The sequence below is a fragment of the Candidatus Electronema sp. PJ genome (assembly GCF_048287395.1).
Taxonomy (GTDB): domain Bacteria; phylum Desulfobacterota; class Desulfobulbia; order Desulfobulbales; family Desulfobulbaceae; genus Electronema.
The window spans coordinates 1-16212 of record NZ_JBLWEO010000024.1; the positions used below are offsets into that span (position 1 = coordinate 1).

General features: G+C 54.7%; 20 protein-coding genes and 1 pseudogene. 2 read left to right on the forward strand and 19 right to left on the reverse strand.

The window, feature by feature from the left end:
- Positions 1 to 8 precede the first annotated feature (8 nt).
- Positions 9 to 143, forward strand: a pseudogene (locus tag ACNKIB_RS02980) (transposase); the annotation flags it as partial.
- 45 nt (positions 144 to 188) lie between these two features.
- On the opposite strand, the gene ACNKIB_RS02985 reads toward ACNKIB_RS02980, so the two are convergent.
- The 16 genes from ACNKIB_RS02985 to ACNKIB_RS03060 form a co-directional block, all read right to left on the reverse strand.
- Positions 189 to 1355, reverse strand: coding sequence for a Glu/Leu/Phe/Val dehydrogenase dimerization domain-containing protein (locus ACNKIB_RS02985; protein WP_417909058.1), 1167 nt, complete (start codon positions 1353 to 1355; stop codon positions 189 to 191).
- 30 nt (positions 1356 to 1385) lie between these two features.
- Entirely contained in the window at positions 1386 to 1940 is a 555-nt protein-coding gene (locus ACNKIB_RS02990) for a hypothetical protein (RefSeq protein ID WP_417909059.1), read from the reverse strand.
- Positions 1941 to 1960: 20 nt separating this feature from the next.
- Positions 1961 to 2824, reverse strand: coding sequence for a universal stress protein (locus ACNKIB_RS02995; protein WP_417909060.1), 864 nt, complete (start codon positions 2822 to 2824; stop codon positions 1961 to 1963).
- A gap of 30 nt (positions 2825 to 2854) precedes the next feature.
- Complete coding sequence (locus ACNKIB_RS03000) at positions 2855 to 3241, reverse strand: diacylglycerol kinase (RefSeq protein ID WP_417909061.1); 387 nt, start codon at positions 3239 to 3241, stop codon at positions 2855 to 2857.
- Positions 3242 to 3244: 3 nt separating this feature from the next.
- Positions 3245 to 3478, reverse strand: a complete 234-nt coding sequence (locus tag ACNKIB_RS03005) for a type II toxin-antitoxin system HicA family toxin (RefSeq protein WP_417909062.1) — start codon at positions 3476 to 3478, stop codon at positions 3245 to 3247.
- Entirely contained in the window at positions 3478 to 3687 is a 210-nt protein-coding gene (locus tag ACNKIB_RS03010) for a type II toxin-antitoxin system HicB family antitoxin (RefSeq protein WP_417909063.1), read from the reverse strand. Before ACNKIB_RS03010 ends, ACNKIB_RS03005 begins: the two co-directional genes overlap by 1 nt.
- The gene (locus tag ACNKIB_RS03015; RefSeq protein WP_417909064.1) at positions 3684 to 4550 is read right to left on the reverse strand and encodes an NAD(P)H-hydrate dehydratase; all 867 of its coding nucleotides are present in this window, start codon (positions 4548 to 4550) and stop codon (positions 3684 to 3686) included. Before ACNKIB_RS03015 ends, ACNKIB_RS03010 begins: the two co-directional genes overlap by 4 nt.
- A gap of 2 nt (positions 4551 to 4552) precedes the next feature.
- Positions 4553 to 5101, reverse strand: coding sequence for a DUF3343 domain-containing protein (locus ACNKIB_RS03020; protein ID WP_417909065.1), 549 nt, complete (start codon positions 5099 to 5101; stop codon positions 4553 to 4555).
- A 78-nt stretch (positions 5102 to 5179) separates the two neighbouring features.
- Positions 5180 to 6010, reverse strand: coding sequence for a hypothetical protein (locus tag ACNKIB_RS03025; RefSeq protein ID WP_417909066.1), 831 nt, complete (start codon positions 6008 to 6010; stop codon positions 5180 to 5182).
- Between the two features lie 56 nt (positions 6011 to 6066).
- A complete protein-coding gene (gene yedE / locus ACNKIB_RS03030) occupies positions 6067 to 7170 on the reverse strand; it encodes a YedE family putative selenium transporter (protein ID WP_417909067.1) in 1104 nt (367 codons plus the stop codon).
- Positions 7171 to 7728, reverse strand: coding sequence for a hypothetical protein (locus ACNKIB_RS03035; RefSeq protein ID WP_417909068.1), 558 nt, complete (start codon positions 7726 to 7728; stop codon positions 7171 to 7173).
- Positions 7729 to 7743: 15 nt separating this feature from the next.
- Entirely contained in the window at positions 7744 to 8700 is a 957-nt protein-coding gene (locus ACNKIB_RS03040) for a NosD domain-containing protein (RefSeq protein ID WP_417909069.1), read from the reverse strand.
- A gap of 30 nt (positions 8701 to 8730) precedes the next feature.
- The gene (locus tag ACNKIB_RS03045) at positions 8731 to 9654 is read right to left on the reverse strand and encodes a phosphate/phosphite/phosphonate ABC transporter substrate-binding protein (RefSeq protein WP_417909070.1); all 924 of its coding nucleotides are present in this window, start codon (positions 9652 to 9654) and stop codon (positions 8731 to 8733) included.
- A 28-nt stretch (positions 9655 to 9682) separates the two neighbouring features.
- Complete coding sequence (locus ACNKIB_RS03050) at positions 9683 to 10177, reverse strand: tetratricopeptide repeat protein (RefSeq protein ID WP_417909071.1); 495 nt, start codon at positions 10175 to 10177, stop codon at positions 9683 to 9685.
- 12 nt (positions 10178 to 10189) lie between these two features.
- Positions 10190 to 10768 carry a hypothetical protein gene (locus ACNKIB_RS03055; protein WP_417909072.1) on the reverse strand — a complete coding sequence of 193 codons (579 nt, stop codon included), beginning with the start codon at positions 10766 to 10768 and terminating at the stop codon, positions 10190 to 10192.
- 153 nt (positions 10769 to 10921) lie between these two features.
- Positions 10922 to 12310 (reverse strand): SLC13 family permease, encoded by a 1389-nt coding sequence (locus ACNKIB_RS03060; protein WP_417909073.1) that lies wholly within the window; start codon positions 12308 to 12310, stop codon positions 10922 to 10924.
- A gap of 225 nt (positions 12311 to 12535) precedes the next feature.
- Between ACNKIB_RS03060 and ACNKIB_RS03065 the strand changes: the two genes are divergently transcribed.
- Entirely contained in the window at positions 12536 to 13732 is a 1197-nt protein-coding gene (locus ACNKIB_RS03065; protein ID WP_417909074.1) for a GNVR domain-containing protein, read from the forward strand.
- Positions 13733 to 13738: 6 nt separating this feature from the next.
- Here the strand turns inward: ACNKIB_RS03065 and ACNKIB_RS03070 are convergent, their stop codons facing one another.
- The 3 genes from ACNKIB_RS03070 to ACNKIB_RS03080 all read right to left on the reverse strand — a co-directional run bounded on the left by ACNKIB_RS03070 (position 13739) and on the right by ACNKIB_RS03080 (position 16195).
- Positions 13739 to 14698: a hypothetical protein gene (locus tag ACNKIB_RS03070; protein ID WP_417909075.1), complete on the reverse strand. Its 960-nt coding sequence runs from the start codon at positions 14696 to 14698 to the stop codon at positions 13739 to 13741.
- A 102-nt stretch (positions 14699 to 14800) separates the two neighbouring features.
- Positions 14801 to 15139: a hypothetical protein gene (locus tag ACNKIB_RS03075; RefSeq protein WP_417909076.1), complete on the reverse strand. Its 339-nt coding sequence runs from the start codon at positions 15137 to 15139 to the stop codon at positions 14801 to 14803.
- A gap of 39 nt (positions 15140 to 15178) precedes the next feature.
- Positions 15179 to 16195, reverse strand: coding sequence for a tetratricopeptide repeat protein (locus ACNKIB_RS03080; RefSeq protein ID WP_417909077.1), 1017 nt, complete (start codon positions 16193 to 16195; stop codon positions 15179 to 15181).
- Positions 16196 to 16212: the final 17 nt, after the last annotated feature.

The window sequence follows — 16212 nt, forward strand, 5'->3', positions numbered from 1 at the left end:
TCGTCGTGATGGATAATGCAGCCTTTCACAAACGTGATGACATTCAGGAGGCCATCTCTTCATGTGGACATCAACTTGAATTCCTGCCACCTTACTCTCCTGATCTTAATCCGATTGAGCATAAATGGGCGCAGGCAAAAGCTCTCAGAAAAAAATATCGATGCTCGGTTGAGGAGCTTTTTATATCGCTACAGCTCGCCGTAAGGCCGAGTATCAGGATACAGCGGGGTCTCGGCGCAGATGCGCAGGGCTGCCTCGCGCGGGGAGATGCCCTCCTCGCGGCTGCGCTGGAGCATGTTTTTGACGATGCGGCGGGTCTTGCGGTCAACGTGATTGAGCACATCCTGCACTGAATGCGACTCGTCCGGCCCAAACAGGCCCTGCATGGAGAGCGAACCGCCGCAGCCTGCGACCATATCGGGAATAAGCAGAATGCCGCGCCGGTGCAGGACGGCCTCGGCCTCGTCGGTCACAGCGAGGTTCGCGCCGCAAGCAATGGCCTTGACCTGCATGGTTTCGGCCTCCTGCACATCAACAGCCCGCTCTATCGCCGCAGGAACAAAGACATCGCAGGATATATTGTAGATGTCTCTCTTGTCACCATACTGAAACTTGCTGGCATCCTGCGCTGATGGAATCAGCCCTTTGCAGGCCGCGCCAGCCAGCAGCGCGGGCAGGTCGAGCGGGGTGCCGTTGATGCTGCACAGGCTGCGTTCCCGGTCGGCCAAGGCGATGATGCGGACTCCGGCCTGATGGAGAAAATAGGATGCGCCTGCGGCCAGACCGCCGAAGCCCTGAATCACCACCCGCGCTTCCGGCAGGGGAATATTGAGGAATTCCAAAGCGGCCAAGCAGGATGCGGCCAAGCCCGCGCCCGAACGCAGCCTGCTCAGGGTTGCGTGTCCGACCGGCTGTTTGAGGAGCTGCACTCGCTCGCTGAAGGCTTCAGGCGTGAAGCCTTGACATTTGGCAATGACCGCCTTGATCGAGGGAATGCCGATGCGGGCGCAGACTGCGTCCAGCTCCGGCATGGTCGTGTTGAGGTCCGGCCCCATCGAATAGCGTTCGAGCAGAAACGGTTTGATCGCCCGAATGAAACGGAACATCGCTTCGGACTTGCCCGGACTTGCAGGATCGTAGTCAATGCCGCACTTGGCCCCGTCCGCCCGGATGCCTGCGATGCGCATCTTCAGGGTCATGGTCGCGGCCAGTTCCTGCACCATCTCGCGGGTCAGGCCGAGCTGCACTCTCATGCCGCCTGCGGCCATGCGGTGGGTCAACGAATCAATGACTAACCAGCCCTTGAATCCTTCCAGCGGGTCAGTGTATTCAACAATAAGTTCAGACTGTTTCATTCCGCTGCCGGACATGGGAAGGTTTATTGGTTATTCTTCGATGCGAATGGGAGTTTCCGCGCTGATCTCGCCTTCATAAAAGGCGCGGATGATCGGCTGCTCAGGATTGACCATCGAAATGATGAAGGAATACATCTTGCTGCCTTTGACCAAGACGGCATCCAAGCCGGTCGGGGTGTCGCGCAGCGGGTCGCCGGGCCACGGCACCACGTGAATGTGGTAGGCCCCGAACATGGTCAGACCGTCGCGCTTGCATAAGTCCATGCACTGCTTGAACTCAAACGGGTCAGTCACCCAGCCGCGCTGATCCATCGGCGTGGTTGAAGGCACGGCGTGCTGCTCCATGAGCTTGTCCATGAAGCTCTTTAATGGCTCGACGTTGCGGGCGTTCTTCTTGACCGGCAGAACTTGACGCACGTGCAGCGCGTCGCCCTCACGCAGTCCGGCCAAGATGCCAAAAGCCCTTTTCACCGGACTCTCACCGGGCAGGAACTCACCGGCCAGCTTTCTTCGGCAATGGGCGATGATGCTGTCCCAGACGGAACGGGGAAGCCGTATCAGGCGTATTTCGTGCTGCCAGCTCATGAAGTGGAGGAAAAGTATATTTAAACTGTCGCTGCCTTGCCGCCTTCGCCTTTCACCACCATGACCGCGCAGCCGACTAAGCCGATCACCCGTTCGGTCGAGCTGCCCATGAGCATCTTGGTCAAACCGGTTTTGCCGTAAGTGCCGACAACGATCAGATCAACGCCTCTACCGCCCGCAGCCTCGACAATCGCCTCATACGACCGGCCCATCGGAGTCAGCGTTTCAACAGCGACACCTTCTTTCTTGCCAAGCTCGACAACCTTGTTGACGTTGGCGGTCGCGTTGTCCTGCTCATAAATGGTGCGAATAGAAGAGAGGGCAATGATCTTGCCGCCGCACTGCTTGGCGATTGCCACGGCTTCCTGCACCGCCGCTTCGCTGTTGGAAGAGCCATCTGTTGCGACAAGGATGTTCTGATAGGTGATGTTTGCTGCTCTGGGCACAACAAGCACCTTGCGCGAGGAATAGCCGATCACCTTTGCCGCCACTTCGCCGAGCAACAGTTTGTCCAGCCATTTTGCGCCGCGCCGTCCGACCACAATCATGTCAACATTCTTTGCTTCTGCTGCCTCGACAATGCACTGATGCGGCTCGCCGCTCGCAAGGATGGTCTCGCACTTGGCCCCTGCCTGCTCCGCCCGTGCTTTGAGCTTCGCAAGATGCTCTTTGGCACTGGCCTCCAAAGACTCTTCAGCAGCTTGCGCTGAGAAACCTTCATAGTCAGCCATCGTCCGCAGTACAGAAATGGCATAAATGGTACTGCCGCACTTTTTGGCAAAGTTGATCGCTTCCCGTACAGCACCTTCGCTGTATTCCGTTCCGTCGGTGGCCAGAAGAATAGTCTGGAGTTTTCCTATCGGACAGCATTGATTGCAGTTCATGATGTTTTCTCCTTGATAGAATTTTGCTTCTTAGCGCATCGCCTGCCAGACGTGGACGGCCTCCAGCGACAGCGTGACTCCCCAAACCAGAATGCTGATGCCCGCTGCTGCCGCCGCAATGTCTTTGATGATGCCGATCTTGGCGTTTTCCTGCGGCTCAAGGAAATCGCAGAGAGCCTCTATGGTCGTGTTGAATATTTCAGCAACCATCATCATCCCAGTTGCCAGAAAGACGATGCTGAAATCAATCCATTGCCGATACCAGAAGCACCAGAGCAAAATTACAGCCGACAGCACGACCTTGTAGGCGACGGCAAAATCATGCAGCACAGCATAACGTGCGCCGGACAAAGCAATCCGCATCTTGCGGAGCGGATGAAAACCTTGATGGCCGGTGCCGAGGAATTTGTTCTGCATGGCTTAACTGTTTGTCTTGACATGAAGAAGCTCTTCAGCCGAGACTTCTATGTCCTTGGCAATCTGCCGCAGGAGGATCGGAGAAATGTCCCTTCCTTGATGGAAGGGAACAGTCGTTGCCCGTCCGTCAGCGTGCCGGAACTGCTTGTGCGAACCCCGCTGCCGCACTTCATGGAAGCCGAGCAGCACAAGCAGACGAATCACTTCCTGCGGTTTCAGCGGAGGAATCTTTGCCATCAAGCGATTGCAATCTGCTGGGTGCCGACAAACTCGGAAGTGAACGAAGGTTCGCCGTCTTCAAGCAGCATTTCGATGACTTCCTTCAGATTCCTGTTCAGCTCATCCAGCGTTTCCCCTTGCGAGTGCGCTCCGGGAAAATAGGGAACATAGCCTACATAAAGATGAGTATCTTTGCAATATTCAACCACAGCGGTAAACAGGCTCACAGCCCCAGCTCCTTATGCACTTTCGCCAATGCCTTGGGCAGGCAGCGGAGGATTTCCTCCACCTGCGTGGCCGGGGTGGGATTGGCTAATTCTCCAGCAGCACGGTTCACGCGGCCAGCAATGCGGCAGGCGAGCAGCGGGCTGCGGCCAGCGTGCATCAGGCCGCTGATCATGCCGGTGATCAAGTCGCCCGTGCCGCCGATTGGCTCCATAGTCTCGATGCTCGGTTCTCTGATGGTGTCAACAATCTCGCCGTCCTGGCAGATGTAATCAACAGCCCCTTTGACAAACATGGTCTTGGTGGCATTGCCGCCCGCGTAGGCCCGTCGGATCAGCTCCGGCACGTCGTCTTCCATATTGAAGATGAAGCCGCGCGTGTACGCCGGATGATCGGCCTTTTCATCCGCCAGAAAGGTGGCCTCGCCGATGTCTGGGGTGAAGACATCATAATATTTGGCATCACCGCCCGCCTTGGCCACATACATGCTGCCTGCGTCAGCAATCATCAGCGGCTTCTCGCGCATGGTGGCAACGGTCGCCAGCACCTTTTTGTTCAGCTTGAGATCAGGCATCACGTAGTGCATGGTCATCACATTGACCCCCATCGTCGGCAGATTCTCCGCGAGATGATTGTAAATCGCCGTGCTGCCCTCGCGCTTGCCAATGTCGCCCGCCACCATGCCCACTGGCATCTCCACGCCGTATTCCTGGCAGATCAGGCTGGCGGCCTTCATCATCGCCTCGTTGCCCCGGTTAATGGGCAGCTCGTGACCGTCAATCTTGATGCCGCGTTCGCTCAATGAGACCGGGCCGATGAGCAGGGGAAGGCGGTCAGCAGGAACCGCGCCGACTAACAGCAGCATGATTACGCTCCAAGTTCCCGGATCATCTCTTCCCGGGCGGTGTTGAGGGAATAGGCGCAGAGGGAGAAGCCGACTTCGTCCGGCGCGGGTGCTTCGTCTAACCGCTTGCCGATCATGGTCGTGGCGAGATAGGGCACGTCCGGGCAGCCGCCGCCGGAGATATTGACGATGATCTTGGTCTCCGCGTCAACGGTGATTTTCATGTTCGCCGCCCTGACCATCAGATACTTGCTGCCGTACCATTTCTTGCGGACAAAGTGCAGCGGCTCCATGCCTTCGGTGGTGATCGGCACCACATCAATCGGATGCAGCTTGACCGCGTTGAGCAGCTCAGTGATAGCCGCCTCTGCTTCCAGCGGGAATTCCACGCTCAGGTCGCAGCCGGTGCGGTAGGCAGGCGGCGGGCTGACCACCCGGATTTTGTAACCCTCGTCACGCAGCAGCTCTTCCACCGCAATGACGGTGGTCGGATGGGCGAAGATCAGCAGACCGCGAGTGACATTCTCGTGCTGAGGCTCTTGGGGCTTTTCCTTTTTTTTGAACCAGTTCATGGGGTATCTTGTTTTTCTAAGGCGATATAATCAAAGATTGTACTTTATCATAAATCGAACAGGCCATAACGATTGCAACTATTTAATCTCAGCATCTATAACCAACATTTGGTGGCCTTTGGCAAGATCAATACGGCGGTCACTTGCTGAGATTATTTTGTCGGTAGGCACAGCTATTAGAGATGACATTTTTTCCCACGGCAGCGCACTAATGGATACGCTCTGAACGCCATGAGAAGGACTCGCAATATTTACTGCATCGCTTTCCGATGTGAATCCAATAAGGATAGGTGAGCTATTTTGTGGATAATGAATCTCGAAATAAGCACTGCCATCTCCAAAACGATTAACAATCTTGTTGGTTAAACTTTCAGTCATACTTCCTTCAGAAAAAGTCATATAAAAAATGGAAACAAAGAAATATGTACCTCTTGGTATTTCAGCGATTGTTTGACCAGATTCTAAAATTTCCAAAGCTCGAAGCTGCCGTCGAGAACGGAGTGATTGCAATATGCTATTAACTTTCTTCTCTTGGATACCATGGACTGCCACAATATTTTCTGCTGAAGTAGGAAACGCTACAGTAGACGATTCTCCCGTCTTCTGCTTCTGATTAAATGCCTGTTGCTGCTTTACCACAATATTTTCTGCTGAAGTAAGAAACGCTACAGTAGACGATTCACCCGTCTTCTGCTTCTGATTAAATGCCTGTTGCTGCTTTATTGAGATCGCGCTATCTGTATTATTCTTCTTTGTATATTGAACCAGCCCCCACAAAACCGATACATTGCTACCTGATGCGGAAGTGAAGTGTGCTAAAGACCACAAAATAACGACACCTAATAATGCTGCAATGAATATACGTAGCAGCCCATATTTATCCAGAAGGCGTGATAAAAATTGATCCATCTGTTATTTGTCTATATACATATAACTGTGTTGATATATGGAAACTTTCCATCTTCTTATCCTGTATAAGACGCAGCCTTCCTCCGATACGCCAGCACCACCGTCAAGCAAAAGATCAACCCAGCCAGCGTGGCAATCTTGCCGTTGAATTCCGGGCCAGCCGAGGTGCTGCGGAGCTGCCAGCTAACGACAAAGGCCGCGCCGGTCAGCATTCCAAAGCAGGTGAGGCCCGCGTCCACATCGCCTTGGCCCGCCTTGATGAGCTGACGGAACGGGCAGCCATCCACAATCACTGCTGCCAAGCCGACCAGCACCATCGCTAAAAAGCTCCAGAGATTGCTGGGATGCGAGCCGGGTTGCTCGGAGAAACCAAGGCTAAAGCTAGCCTGCTCAGTCACACCGAACTTGTGCAGCAGGGCAACAAACAGAGAAATCAGCATGGCCGAGCCAAAGGCGGCAATGATGCCCATGAGCAGAGTTTTCTCGCGGAAAAGGAAGAAGTTGCGCAGGCCACCGGTGATGCAGAGGCCAGACCGCTGCGACAGCGCACCGATCAGCAGGCCGACTGCTAAAGAAATCAACATTGGCGCGTGCTGGGCCGCCGGGCCTGTGGCTCCTTGCTGAATAAACGCAGGCTGAAGCAGGGCGAAAACCAGCAGAAGCAGGCCGATGCCGGGCAAGATGTAGCCGTTTATCAGTGGCAGTTCTTTGTCTCTGTCCAAGACCGACCCGGCGCGGATGTAGCGGCTGCCAAGCCAGATGCCGAACATCAGGCCCAGCAGAGCAGCGATCGCAGTCAAATCGCCAGCGGCCAAACGGAGAATCATCTTGATCGGGCAGCCGATGAAGACCCCACAGCCGACGATCATGAAGAAGCCGAGCAGAAAACGGATGACCGGCGAAGAACCGCCAGTCACTCGGAACCTCCGCATCTTCTTGGCCATCAGGAAGGAGCCGAGGAGGAAGCCGATCAGCTCCGGCCTGATGTAGCTCATGCGACTGACATTGTGCATCTGGAGCGAGCCAGCCAAATTCTCCAGAAAGCAGGAGATGCAGATGCCGGAGTTGACCGGATTGCCAAGCAGGCTCAGGATTACCGCACCCGCACCGAGAACAATGCCAGTAGTAACAGCAAGATCAGGGAATTTCAAACGCGCCATTTATTCACATCCGCCAGCCAGTCGCCGCTGGACGTAAAGCAGTTCATTCAGTGCCCTTTTGATGTCAGGATCATTAGGCTTCAGCGTGACTTCGCGCTGCAATTTGTCTTTTGCTTCCAGCACGTTTTTCTTAATGGCCTTGCCAACAAAAATGGGCGATTTCCGGTCTATGTAGCCTGGTTCATGGTCAATGGCCTGACGGTAGCTGGCCAGCGCGTCAGCAAGGTCGCCGTTGTCGTACTGGAGCTGGGCCTGCCAGAGAAACGAACGAGGGTTGTCAGGATGCACATTTTGCACGTCCTTCAGCTTTTCCATTGCCGCATCGTACTGCCGTTGCTCGGCCAAGGCGGCTACTTCCTGATACAGTACCCTGTCCTGAGCCAGCCGCAGCTCAATCCGCCGAAGCTCTCCCGCCACGCCGCCAGACTCGGCAGCGTTCGGAGAAGCGGTCAGCCGCTGCTGTACGAGCATGAACAGCATGACTACTGTCAGCCCGGCCAGCGCGGCTTTCGTGAGCAAGTCCAGCGGATCGCTGGCAAGAGGGTGAGCAAGATTCATGATGGGCGGACTATATCAGAGAATCCCGGCTCCGGCAACAGCGGCTGTGTAAAAATTACTCAGATCAGCCTTACCGATGACGCTGCCGTCGATTTTATCCAGAACCTTCTCACGAATTTTCGGCTCATCCGCAGTACCCCACCAGTTGTTGGGGAAGGCCATGTCCTTCTCCTGGCCTTCAAGCATGGACAGGTTGTAGTCAGTGTTGTCCGTGATGTTGTTGTCGCTCAGGTGCATGGCTTTAACTGCGTAAAGAATGACCCCTTTGCCGTTGCTGCTGATGGTGTTGAAGCGCACTGGCGCGTAGTCGCAGTTCTTGCCATAAACCCCGAAGAACTCGTTTTTGGTAATCTCGTTGCGGAAAACACTCATGCCGTTTCCAACAATCACCCCGCCGCCGTTCTCGGTGATCAGGTTGTTCAGCACCGGAATGACGCACTTGACCGGGTTGTCCTTGAGGTTCTTGTTGCCAATGGCCGTACCGTTATGCTTGAACTCATTTGCGGCCACCACCACCTGCGAGGAGTGGCAATGCACGCCAGTATCTGCGTGCATGATAATGCAATGCTCGACGATATTGCCCACGCTGCTGTTAAAGTTCAGCCCGCCCCAGTCTCCGGGCTTGGGTGAGGCTTCTGCGCTGGCAAAGGTGATTTTCTTTTTCTTGGTGCCCTGAGCGTAAAGGAGGCCACGCACCAGAATCTCAATCCGAGGCAAATGGTTGTCCTTCTCGATGTGCAGCTTTTCCGGGCCGAATGGTTCAATCTTGGCGAAGCGAACAGTGGTGCCAGGCATGATAGTCAGGGTCGCACCTGCGGCAACTTCGACATCGCCCTTGACCAATATCTCGCCTGACCAGGTAGTGTTCTTGTCAATCACCCCTTTGTTGACCACCGTTTCCGCACTAAAAGCAGGCTGGAAGCTGAGAAACATCGCAGCAGCAGCGGCAAAAAAAGACAGTATGTAGTTCATCGTATCCTCTCTAAAGGGCAAGTTGTGCGCTTAGTGCTTGTCGTAGGGAGCCATGTTGCAGCGTTTGAGCTTCTCCCGGATGATGTCGTACTCGCTGTCCACTGCCGGGGCAAAGCCGTCCAGATGCATCCGCTTCAACACCTTCAATACTTCACCATCGATCAACACGGTCTCGTCTTTTTTCAGATTGAGAGCCAGATTTTTGACCTTCTCCTTCAGCCCCTGATCAACATGCGGGAGCGCACCGATGGTGCAATAAGGCATGGGTTCGCTTTCAGCAATGATGTTATAGTCATCCAGATCGATGATCTCGCTTTTGACCATCCGGTCGAGGTCAATACGCGGTGCGGCACCCACGTCGTATTTGCCGTATTCTACGCCATACATGATCTTGTCATGCTTGAGCGAGCCAGGCGGAATGTCATAACGGGCAAGGTCGGTCTCTGGGTCTATGCCGTTATCCAGCAGCATCGCATACTGGGCCATGTAGCCGAACGGAGCCAAGGCCGGGCCGAAGAGCACAGTTTTTCCTTTGATATCAGCAATGGTCTTAATGCCGCTTTCCTTGCGGGCTATTAGGGTACCGGTGGCTTTGTGGCCGTTTCGCCCCTGTATATCTACTCCCAAGAAATCGGCCTTGTGCCGTTCCTTCAGTACCACCGCGACTGCCGAGTTGACGTGAAAGAAATCAAACTCCTTGTTCTTGGCTGCCGCTTCTACATCAAAGGTATTCTTTAATACCATCTCCACCTTGCGACCGAGCTTTTCGCTCAGATAGGCGGTGAAGGGGGCAAAGCGCTCAGAGGATAGCTCGCGGCTATCACAGATCATATAGCAGAAGCGGAGCGGCGGCTCGGTACTTTCCGCAGTGGTCTTTTTTTCCTGTTCGCCGCTGCACGCCTGGAGCGAGAGTACGGCAGCAGCGAGCAAAAGATAGTACTTAATCTTCTTCATTGTTTTCCTTGGGGTGAGAAAGGGGGATTCAGGGCTGGGTGATCAGCTTGATCTCGTTCTGGACAGCAGCAGCACCTTCTGGGCCGGGAGCTAGCTCGCCTGCCTTCTTCAGGGCAGCTGCGGCTTGTTCAGCCTGCTTGAGCTGCTCATAGGCTACAGAAAAATGCACATGCAGCAGAGCATCCTTGTCGTTGATCGCCAAGGCCTGCTCAAGATATTTCAGAGCCTCGTCAGCCTTTTTCTGTTTGAGAAGAACAAGGCCCATGCCGTCCAGCGCATCGAAATTCTTTGCATCCTTTTTCAGTACGCCTTCCAGCTCCTGCACCGCCAAATCGAGCTGCTTGGTGCGGAAATAGGCCATCGCCAGATTGTTTTTGGTTTCTGTATCCTCAGCATCCATGTACAGCAGCATCTTGTACTGCATGATCTGCACGGAGTCAGGCAATTTGGAGATATCTCCGTGCGCAGCAGCTGAACCGACGGAAACCGCCAGTAGAAAGAGAGTGAAGAATAATTTTTGCATAGTCTTCTCCTCTCAGATCAGTTTCTGTGCTTTAAGGATATCTTTGGCCGCTGCTGCCGGATCGCTGCCTTGGCTCTTCTGGATCATCTCCTGCACAAGGGCATCAGTGACCATGCCGCTCAGTTTATTGATCACTCGGTCCAGCACAGGGAATTTGCCCAAGGCCTCACGGGGAGAGACAGGCACTGCCACTGAGGCCTCAGCCTGCTGCGCCACTGGCCCTTTGAAGGCAAAAGGCTTCAGCCAGACGATATTTTTGTTTTCTAAATAGAATTCCTTGGCCTTGCTGTAGGCTGCCTGCTCGTCTTGGGGCTGTTCGCCGCCCATACTGACCAATGCAGGCTTGAGGTACTGAATACAGACATCCGTGGCGCAGGTACCGTCCGCGCTCTGCTGCTTTTCCACCAAGTTAACCGTAGTGCCGGTGCGCTCATTGATGTAAGTCGCCATCAGCTGCCCTACTGCCTTCTGCTCTGCCGAGCCATCAATGGAAAGATTGAGAATTCGGCCCACACAGCTATGACCAGGGGGGGCAGCCAGGGCAGTCAGCAGGACAGAGCCTGAAAGCAGGGCTGCAAATTTTTTCGCCATTGTTCTCCTCACTTTTTTGTTGAATGCATCAAAGCAGGCAAGCAACTTGCTCAAGTCCTGCCCTTTTGTTCCTGGAATTAGAAGGGAATTCCACAAGTCACCCGGTAACTGCCAAAGGTGGCGCGACAGTATTGTTCAGAAATAGCATATCATTTACAGCCAGTCCAGAAATTTCCACCAGAAATAATTAACCGGTAGGAGGACGAAGACGGTGATCAGGGCCAATGGGACGCAGATCTTGGCGGCATCTGCGAGTTTTTGCCCGGAAAGCTGAAGACCTACCACAATTGGTGGCCCCTGATAAGGCAGCAGCACCGTGGCGAAACCTGTCACCTGCATCATGAGCAAGGCTTTGACCGGCAGACCAGTGGCCTGAGCCAGGCTGTCAGTGAGCGGGGTGAAGACCGCAGGCACCGCAGGCAGGGTAGTAATGACCCCGGTGAACGTAGAGGCTAAACTGACAGACATGTAATTTATGAAATCCTGCTCCTTGGCTAAAGGCAGCAGTTTCAACAGGGCAGTTGCAAAGGTATGGTCTAAGCCAGTCTTGCTGATCATGCCGCCTAAGCCGAGGATACCGGCAGTAAAGACCATGGAAGCCCAGTTCAGCTTCTGATTAAACTGTGTCGAGCTGACTATATCAATGCCGGGCAGCATCAAAAAGAAGGCTCCGCCCAAGGCGATCCAGGCCGGTGAGATATGATGGAGAAAGTCCGTAATCCACAGCACAAGCATGAGCAGCAGCACAGCGGAAAGAATGATCTCGTTGCGGGTTAGCGGGCCAGAGCTGTGCTGATTTTGCTCAAGCTGCTCGACTGGCTGATCTCGATAAAAAAGGATGATCAGGGTCGCGATGATCACGGCCTTGGCCAAAGTCAGCAGCGGGAAATGGAGCAGCAAATACGGGCCGTAGAGCAGAGAAATTTTGTACTTCGTCTCAGCCATGCCTGCCAGCACCACATTAGGTACATTGGCAGGCAGAATACCAAAGGCGGGGATATAAGTACCAAGGATAACAGCCAGCATAATCCCTGTGCGCCCCTTTGTGCCTTCCTTGAAGCCGAAGTGATCGGCGATAGCCAAGGCAATAGGGGTCAGGAGAACGATTCTGCCCATCGAGGAAGGCATCAGAAAGCTGAACAACACCACTGCGGCAACCAAGCCGCTGATGATTTTCAGGTAACTACCGTGCAGCCGGGTGGCTGCATATTTGCCTATTCTGTCACCTAAGCCAGTAGAGCTGATCGCTGCGCCGACAATCAAGCCGCCAAAGACGAGCCAGACCGCTGCTGAGGAAAATCCCGAAAACACTACCTCTGGCGGCGCAACAGCAAAGAGCAGGGTCAGCAGGAAGAAGAGCAAGGCTGTGAGATGCTCGGGAATGAGCGCAGTGGCCCAGAAGGCAAGGATCAGTACGGCAATGCCTGCTGCCTTGGTCATGGCGGCAACCGGAGCGAGCTGGAGCAGAACTACTCCGGCTATGGCCAGAGGCGGGGCAAGAAGCCGGAAAGAAGACTTGGCTGGCTGGCTGGGTTGGCTCATGAGCTGGGGGAAAAAACAGTTGCAGTTTGCGCAGGGATCTGGGTAAAAAATAAACAGGTACCCTATTACTACCCTGCCGCTGCGGCCAAGGTCAAGCAAGAAATTGTGCAGCGGAAAGAGAGAAACAGGTTGCGGCAACCAGGCATGATTGAGTAAGAACACCCCGCTGCTGACGATGAGGTGCTGTTGCCTGTCTGCTGAGAATAACGAAAACCCATGAGAGCTATGCCCGACTTTTTCAACCGAATGAAAGCGCATCATGCTGGGATGCTCGCTGTTTTTTTTCTGATTGCCCTGCCCGCAGCCGTGTTCATGATCCGGTGCCTGCCTCCTGAATATAAGGTCAGCTCCAGCATTCTGATCCGGCAGGGCAAACGGCAGGTCAGCCCGGACATGAAACCAGAGTTGACTGTGCTGCACAGCGATGCGTTAGCCGAGCAGGTGTTGGCTGCTGTTGGCGCAGAGCAACTTTTCCCTCAGGCAAGCCAAGGGGGCCGGGTGCAGCAGTTTCAGCAGCGGTTTCGGGTACAGCCAGTGCAGGGAGCTGACCGTATTGTCGAAATCACCTTCCAGCATCCTGAGCAACAATTGGCGGTTGAGGTGGTCAGTGCAGTGATTAGGCTGATTGGGCTGGAGCTGAAGAAGCTGAACGAACCGCAGGCTTCCCTGCTTGAGGAGGAGCTGTTGCTGCACCGGCAGCAAATGCAGCAGGCGCAGAATGTCCTGGCCATGTTTCGGCAGAACAGCCGCCTGTATAGCGATGATTGGCAGATGCAGTATCTTGAGATCAAGCGCGGCAGGTTAGAGGTCGTGCTGGAGGAGGAAACCCGGCAGGAGCAAGAGTTGGCCGGAGAGCTGGCCAAGCTGCGGCAGCAGTTTGCCGCTTTTCCTGTGGGCGATGCAGAGAGCAAAGAGGAGTTTCTGCAAATGAAGCTCTACCGGCAGGAGATCATGCGCAAATACGACGCGAAAGAGCCGCTCATTGCTTCGGTTGAGGAGCAGCTTAAGCTGCTGCGGCAGCAGATTCAGGCGGATAAGGCGGTGGAGCGTTTGGTTGACCAGATTGCTCAGGCCAGTGCCGCCCATGCCGAGCAGCAGGGGGCCAAGGAGGCAGTGCAGCGGGAGCTAAATCAGATAGCGAGGAGCCTCCAACAGCAGGCTGAACAGAAGAAAGTCTTCAGCAGTTTAGAGGCTGAGGTCGAAGAGAGCCGGACGCGCTACGCCCAGCAGCTCAACAAAGTGGAGGAAATACGGAAAGCAGGCATGAAAGAGGGCTATGTAACGGTGATTGAGCAGCCTGAACCCTCTGAGCCGGTCAGACCGAAGAAGCTGCCCCGTCTCGCAATGGCAGTATTTTTCGGCCTGATCGGCAGTTTGCTCTATGGCTTTTTTCGGCGACTACCAGGAAAAAACCAACTCTGATGTCTGTTACTTTAACTTGAACTGCGGCTGCGTACCTGGCAGTACGTGACTGCCGGAAAGGTTCTGATTCAGAGATTCCTGTGCCTTCTGATTGATAGCGGCCTGGATGGCTGGATCAAGTTTGACATTGGAAAGAGCTGCATCAAGCTGCAAGCCGCCTGGTTGAACCATTTGCGGGGCTGAATTCCCGCTAAACACTTGCTGGGGCACAACCGAAGGAACAGCTGTCGGCATAGCCTGCTGCATGGCCTGGTCTGGCATCTGGCTAGCAGGGGCTGCACCTTGTACTTGCTGCTGCATCTGTTGCATCATCTGCTCTTGCATCTTCTGCTGCATGCCACTCATGTCTGGCATTCCCGCTGCGGCCTGCTGGGGTGCCCCGCCTTGCATTTGCGCGGCAGGCGATGCGCCTTGCATTTGCTGCATCATCTGTTGCATCATTTGCCCCTGCATTTGTTGCTGGATACCACTCACGTCAGGCATGCCACCAGGAACTTGTTGGCCCCCGGCTGGAGCTGCTTGCGGCATGGCTCCGCCTTGCATCTGGGCCGCAGGGACTGCCCCTTGCATTTGCTGCATCATCTGTTGCATCATTTGCTCTTGCATCTTCTGCTGAATGCCACTTACGTCCGGCATTCCGGCTGCGGCCTGCTGGCCACCGGCTGGATCTACCTGCGGCATGGCTCCGCCCTGCATTTGCGCGGCTGGTGCTGCGCCTTGCATCTGTTGCATCATCTGCTGCATCATTTGCTCTTGCATCTTCTGCTGGATACCACTCACGTCAGGCATTCCACCCGGCATTTGCTGGCCTGCTGCCGAAGCTGCTTGCTGTCCACCCAGCGGCTCAAGATTGCCAGCACCCTGCGCATCGTTATACTGCGCTACTGCGGCGGTACTGGCCAGCAGCAGGCAACATGCTGCTGCCGTTCCAAGGGTGAATCTAGCTGCGGATTCTTTCCTGTTCATGTCGTTCTCCTTTTTTCTCAATGAGCTGCCGTGCCGCCCCCGGCCCGGCAAGATGTTGCCTTCTTTTATATCGTAAAAAAGCCCCAGCGGCAATTCTGTTTGTCAATCTGTTTCTCTGCGAACGGGCCAATATATCGAGCTGAAGTGAAAATCATGTAGACGCAGCTCTCTTGCCAGGAAAACAACAACCACGCCAGGCTCTGCACGGCTAAAACACTCCTTTTCTGCTCGCTTGCACAGGAGTTCGGCTCGGCAACAAAGGAGTTGGAGTCGGCCAAACTCCTTTGCGGCTTGGCCAGACTCCTTTCTTAGTCGGCCAAACTCCTTTCCAAGTCGGCAGAACTCCTCTGCGGCCAAGCCAAACTCCTTTGTGGCTTGGCCAGACTCCTTTCTTGCCGAGTACAACTCCTTTCCTACTCGGCCAAACTCCTTTGCGGCCAAGCCAAACTCCTTGCCAACCGAGCAGCATTCCTGCCCAACTTACTTCGTATCGCTCATCTTGAACTGCTCGGCCAGGCTTTGCCACACCTGCACGCCGCCTTCTAAGCCAAGTTGCCTGGCTAATTGCTCCAAACGCTGCAAGGCTTCGGCGCGATTGATTTGTTTTGCCAGCAGATACGTCCACGCCCAGGTTTGCAAGGCTCTTTCCTCGTTGCCCTGATCGCTGTAGAGGTGGCCAATGTTGAACAGCGTGATGCACATCCCAGCGGCATCGCCAATCTCCTGCTGAATGGCCAGGGCTTGCTGGCGATAGTCGAGCGCGGTCTTGGTATCGCCTTGGCTACGATAAAGTCCGGCGATATTATTGAGACTTGCGCCCTCGCCCTGCTTGTCGCCCAGTTCTTGCCAGATAGCCAGCGACTGTTGGAAATAGTTGCGTGCAATGTCATAGTTGCCTTGGACATCGTAAATCAGGGCAAGGTTATTCAGCGTGGTGCCTTGGCCTTTCTTATCATTGAGTTCCTGCCTAATTGCCAGTGCTTGCTGGAAAGCAGCGAGGGCAAGCTCCTCATGACCTTGGGCATGATAAAGCACCCCGATGTTATTCAGGCTTGCGCCCTCGCCGGCCTTGTCACCAAGTTTTTTTCTGATGGTCAGAGCCTGCTGAAGCGCATTGAGGGCCAGTTCTAATTCGCCTTGGACATGGTAAATGGCCGCAAGATTGTTGAGACTGGTGCCTTCACCCTGTTTATCATTGTTTGCTTGCGCGATGACCAGAGCCTGCTGGAAAGCAGCCAGCGCGGTGTCGTATTGGCCTTGGCTATGATAAATGGCCGCGATGCTGTTCAGGCTTGCGCCTTGGCCCTGCTGGTCGCCAAGTTCCTGCTGAATGGCCAGGGCCTCTTTATGGCAAGGTAGCGCGTCGTCCAAATGGCCAAGGGCTTCGTGCAAAGCGGCCACATTATGCAGCAACTGGGCGCGATAGGCGTTGCGTTCCTGGTGTTCAGCCAGCAGCACAGTCAGACTGTGCAGTTCAGTGTTTGATTCGACGGTCATCCTCAGTAGAAAGGCGT

Bases quoted from the DNA above. Each gene is read 5' to 3' on its own strand.
- ACNKIB_RS02985 (WP_417909058.1), bottom strand. From the start codon at position 1,355: ATGAAACAGTCTGAACTTATTGTTGAATACACTGACCCGCTGGAAGGA.
- ACNKIB_RS02990 (WP_417909059.1), bottom strand. From the start codon at position 1,940: ATGAGCTGGCAGCACGAAATACGCCTGATACGGCTTCCCCGTTCCGTC.
- ACNKIB_RS02995 (WP_417909060.1), bottom strand. From the start codon at position 2,824: ATGAACTGCAATCAATGCTGTCCGATAGGAAAACTCCAGACTATTCTT.
- ACNKIB_RS03000 (WP_417909061.1), bottom strand. From the start codon at position 3,241: ATGCAGAACAAATTCCTCGGCACCGGCCATCAAGGTTTTCATCCGCTC.
- ACNKIB_RS03005 (WP_417909062.1), bottom strand. From the start codon at position 3,478: ATGGCAAAGATTCCTCCGCTGAAACCGCAGGAAGTGATTCGTCTGCTT.
- ACNKIB_RS03015 (WP_417909064.1), bottom strand. From the start codon at position 4,550: ATGCTGCTGTTAGTCGGCGCGGTTCCTGCTGACCGCCTTCCCCTGCTC.
- ACNKIB_RS03020 (WP_417909065.1), bottom strand. From the start codon at position 5,101: ATGAACTGGTTCAAAAAAAAGGAAAAGCCCCAAGAGCCTCAGCACGAG.
- ACNKIB_RS03025 (WP_417909066.1), bottom strand. From the start codon at position 6,010: ATGGATCAATTTTTATCACGCCTTCTGGATAAATATGGGCTGCTACGT.
- yedE (WP_417909067.1), bottom strand. From the start codon at position 7,170: ATGGCGCGTTTGAAATTCCCTGATCTTGCTGTTACTACTGGCATTGTT.
- ACNKIB_RS03035 (WP_417909068.1), bottom strand. From the start codon at position 7,728: ATGAATCTTGCTCACCCTCTTGCCAGCGATCCGCTGGACTTGCTCACG.
- ACNKIB_RS03040 (WP_417909069.1), bottom strand. From the start codon at position 8,700: ATGAACTACATACTGTCTTTTTTTGCCGCTGCTGCTGCGATGTTTCTC.
- ACNKIB_RS03045 (WP_417909070.1), bottom strand. From the start codon at position 9,654: ATGAAGAAGATTAAGTACTATCTTTTGCTCGCTGCTGCCGTACTCTCG.
- ACNKIB_RS03050 (WP_417909071.1), bottom strand. From the start codon at position 10,177: ATGCAAAAATTATTCTTCACTCTCTTTCTACTGGCGGTTTCCGTCGGT.
- ACNKIB_RS03055 (WP_417909072.1), bottom strand. From the start codon at position 10,768: ATGGCGAAAAAATTTGCAGCCCTGCTTTCAGGCTCTGTCCTGCTGACT.
- ACNKIB_RS03060 (WP_417909073.1), bottom strand. From the start codon at position 12,310: ATGAGCCAACCCAGCCAGCCAGCCAAGTCTTCTTTCCGGCTTCTTGCC.
- ACNKIB_RS03065 (WP_417909074.1), top strand. From the start codon at position 12,536: ATGCCCGACTTTTTCAACCGAATGAAAGCGCATCATGCTGGGATGCTC.
- ACNKIB_RS03070 (WP_417909075.1), bottom strand. From the start codon at position 14,698: ATGAACAGGAAAGAATCCGCAGCTAGATTCACCCTTGGAACGGCAGCA.
- ACNKIB_RS03080 (WP_417909077.1), bottom strand. From the start codon at position 16,195: ATGACCGTCGAATCAAACACTGAACTGCACAGTCTGACTGTGCTGCTG.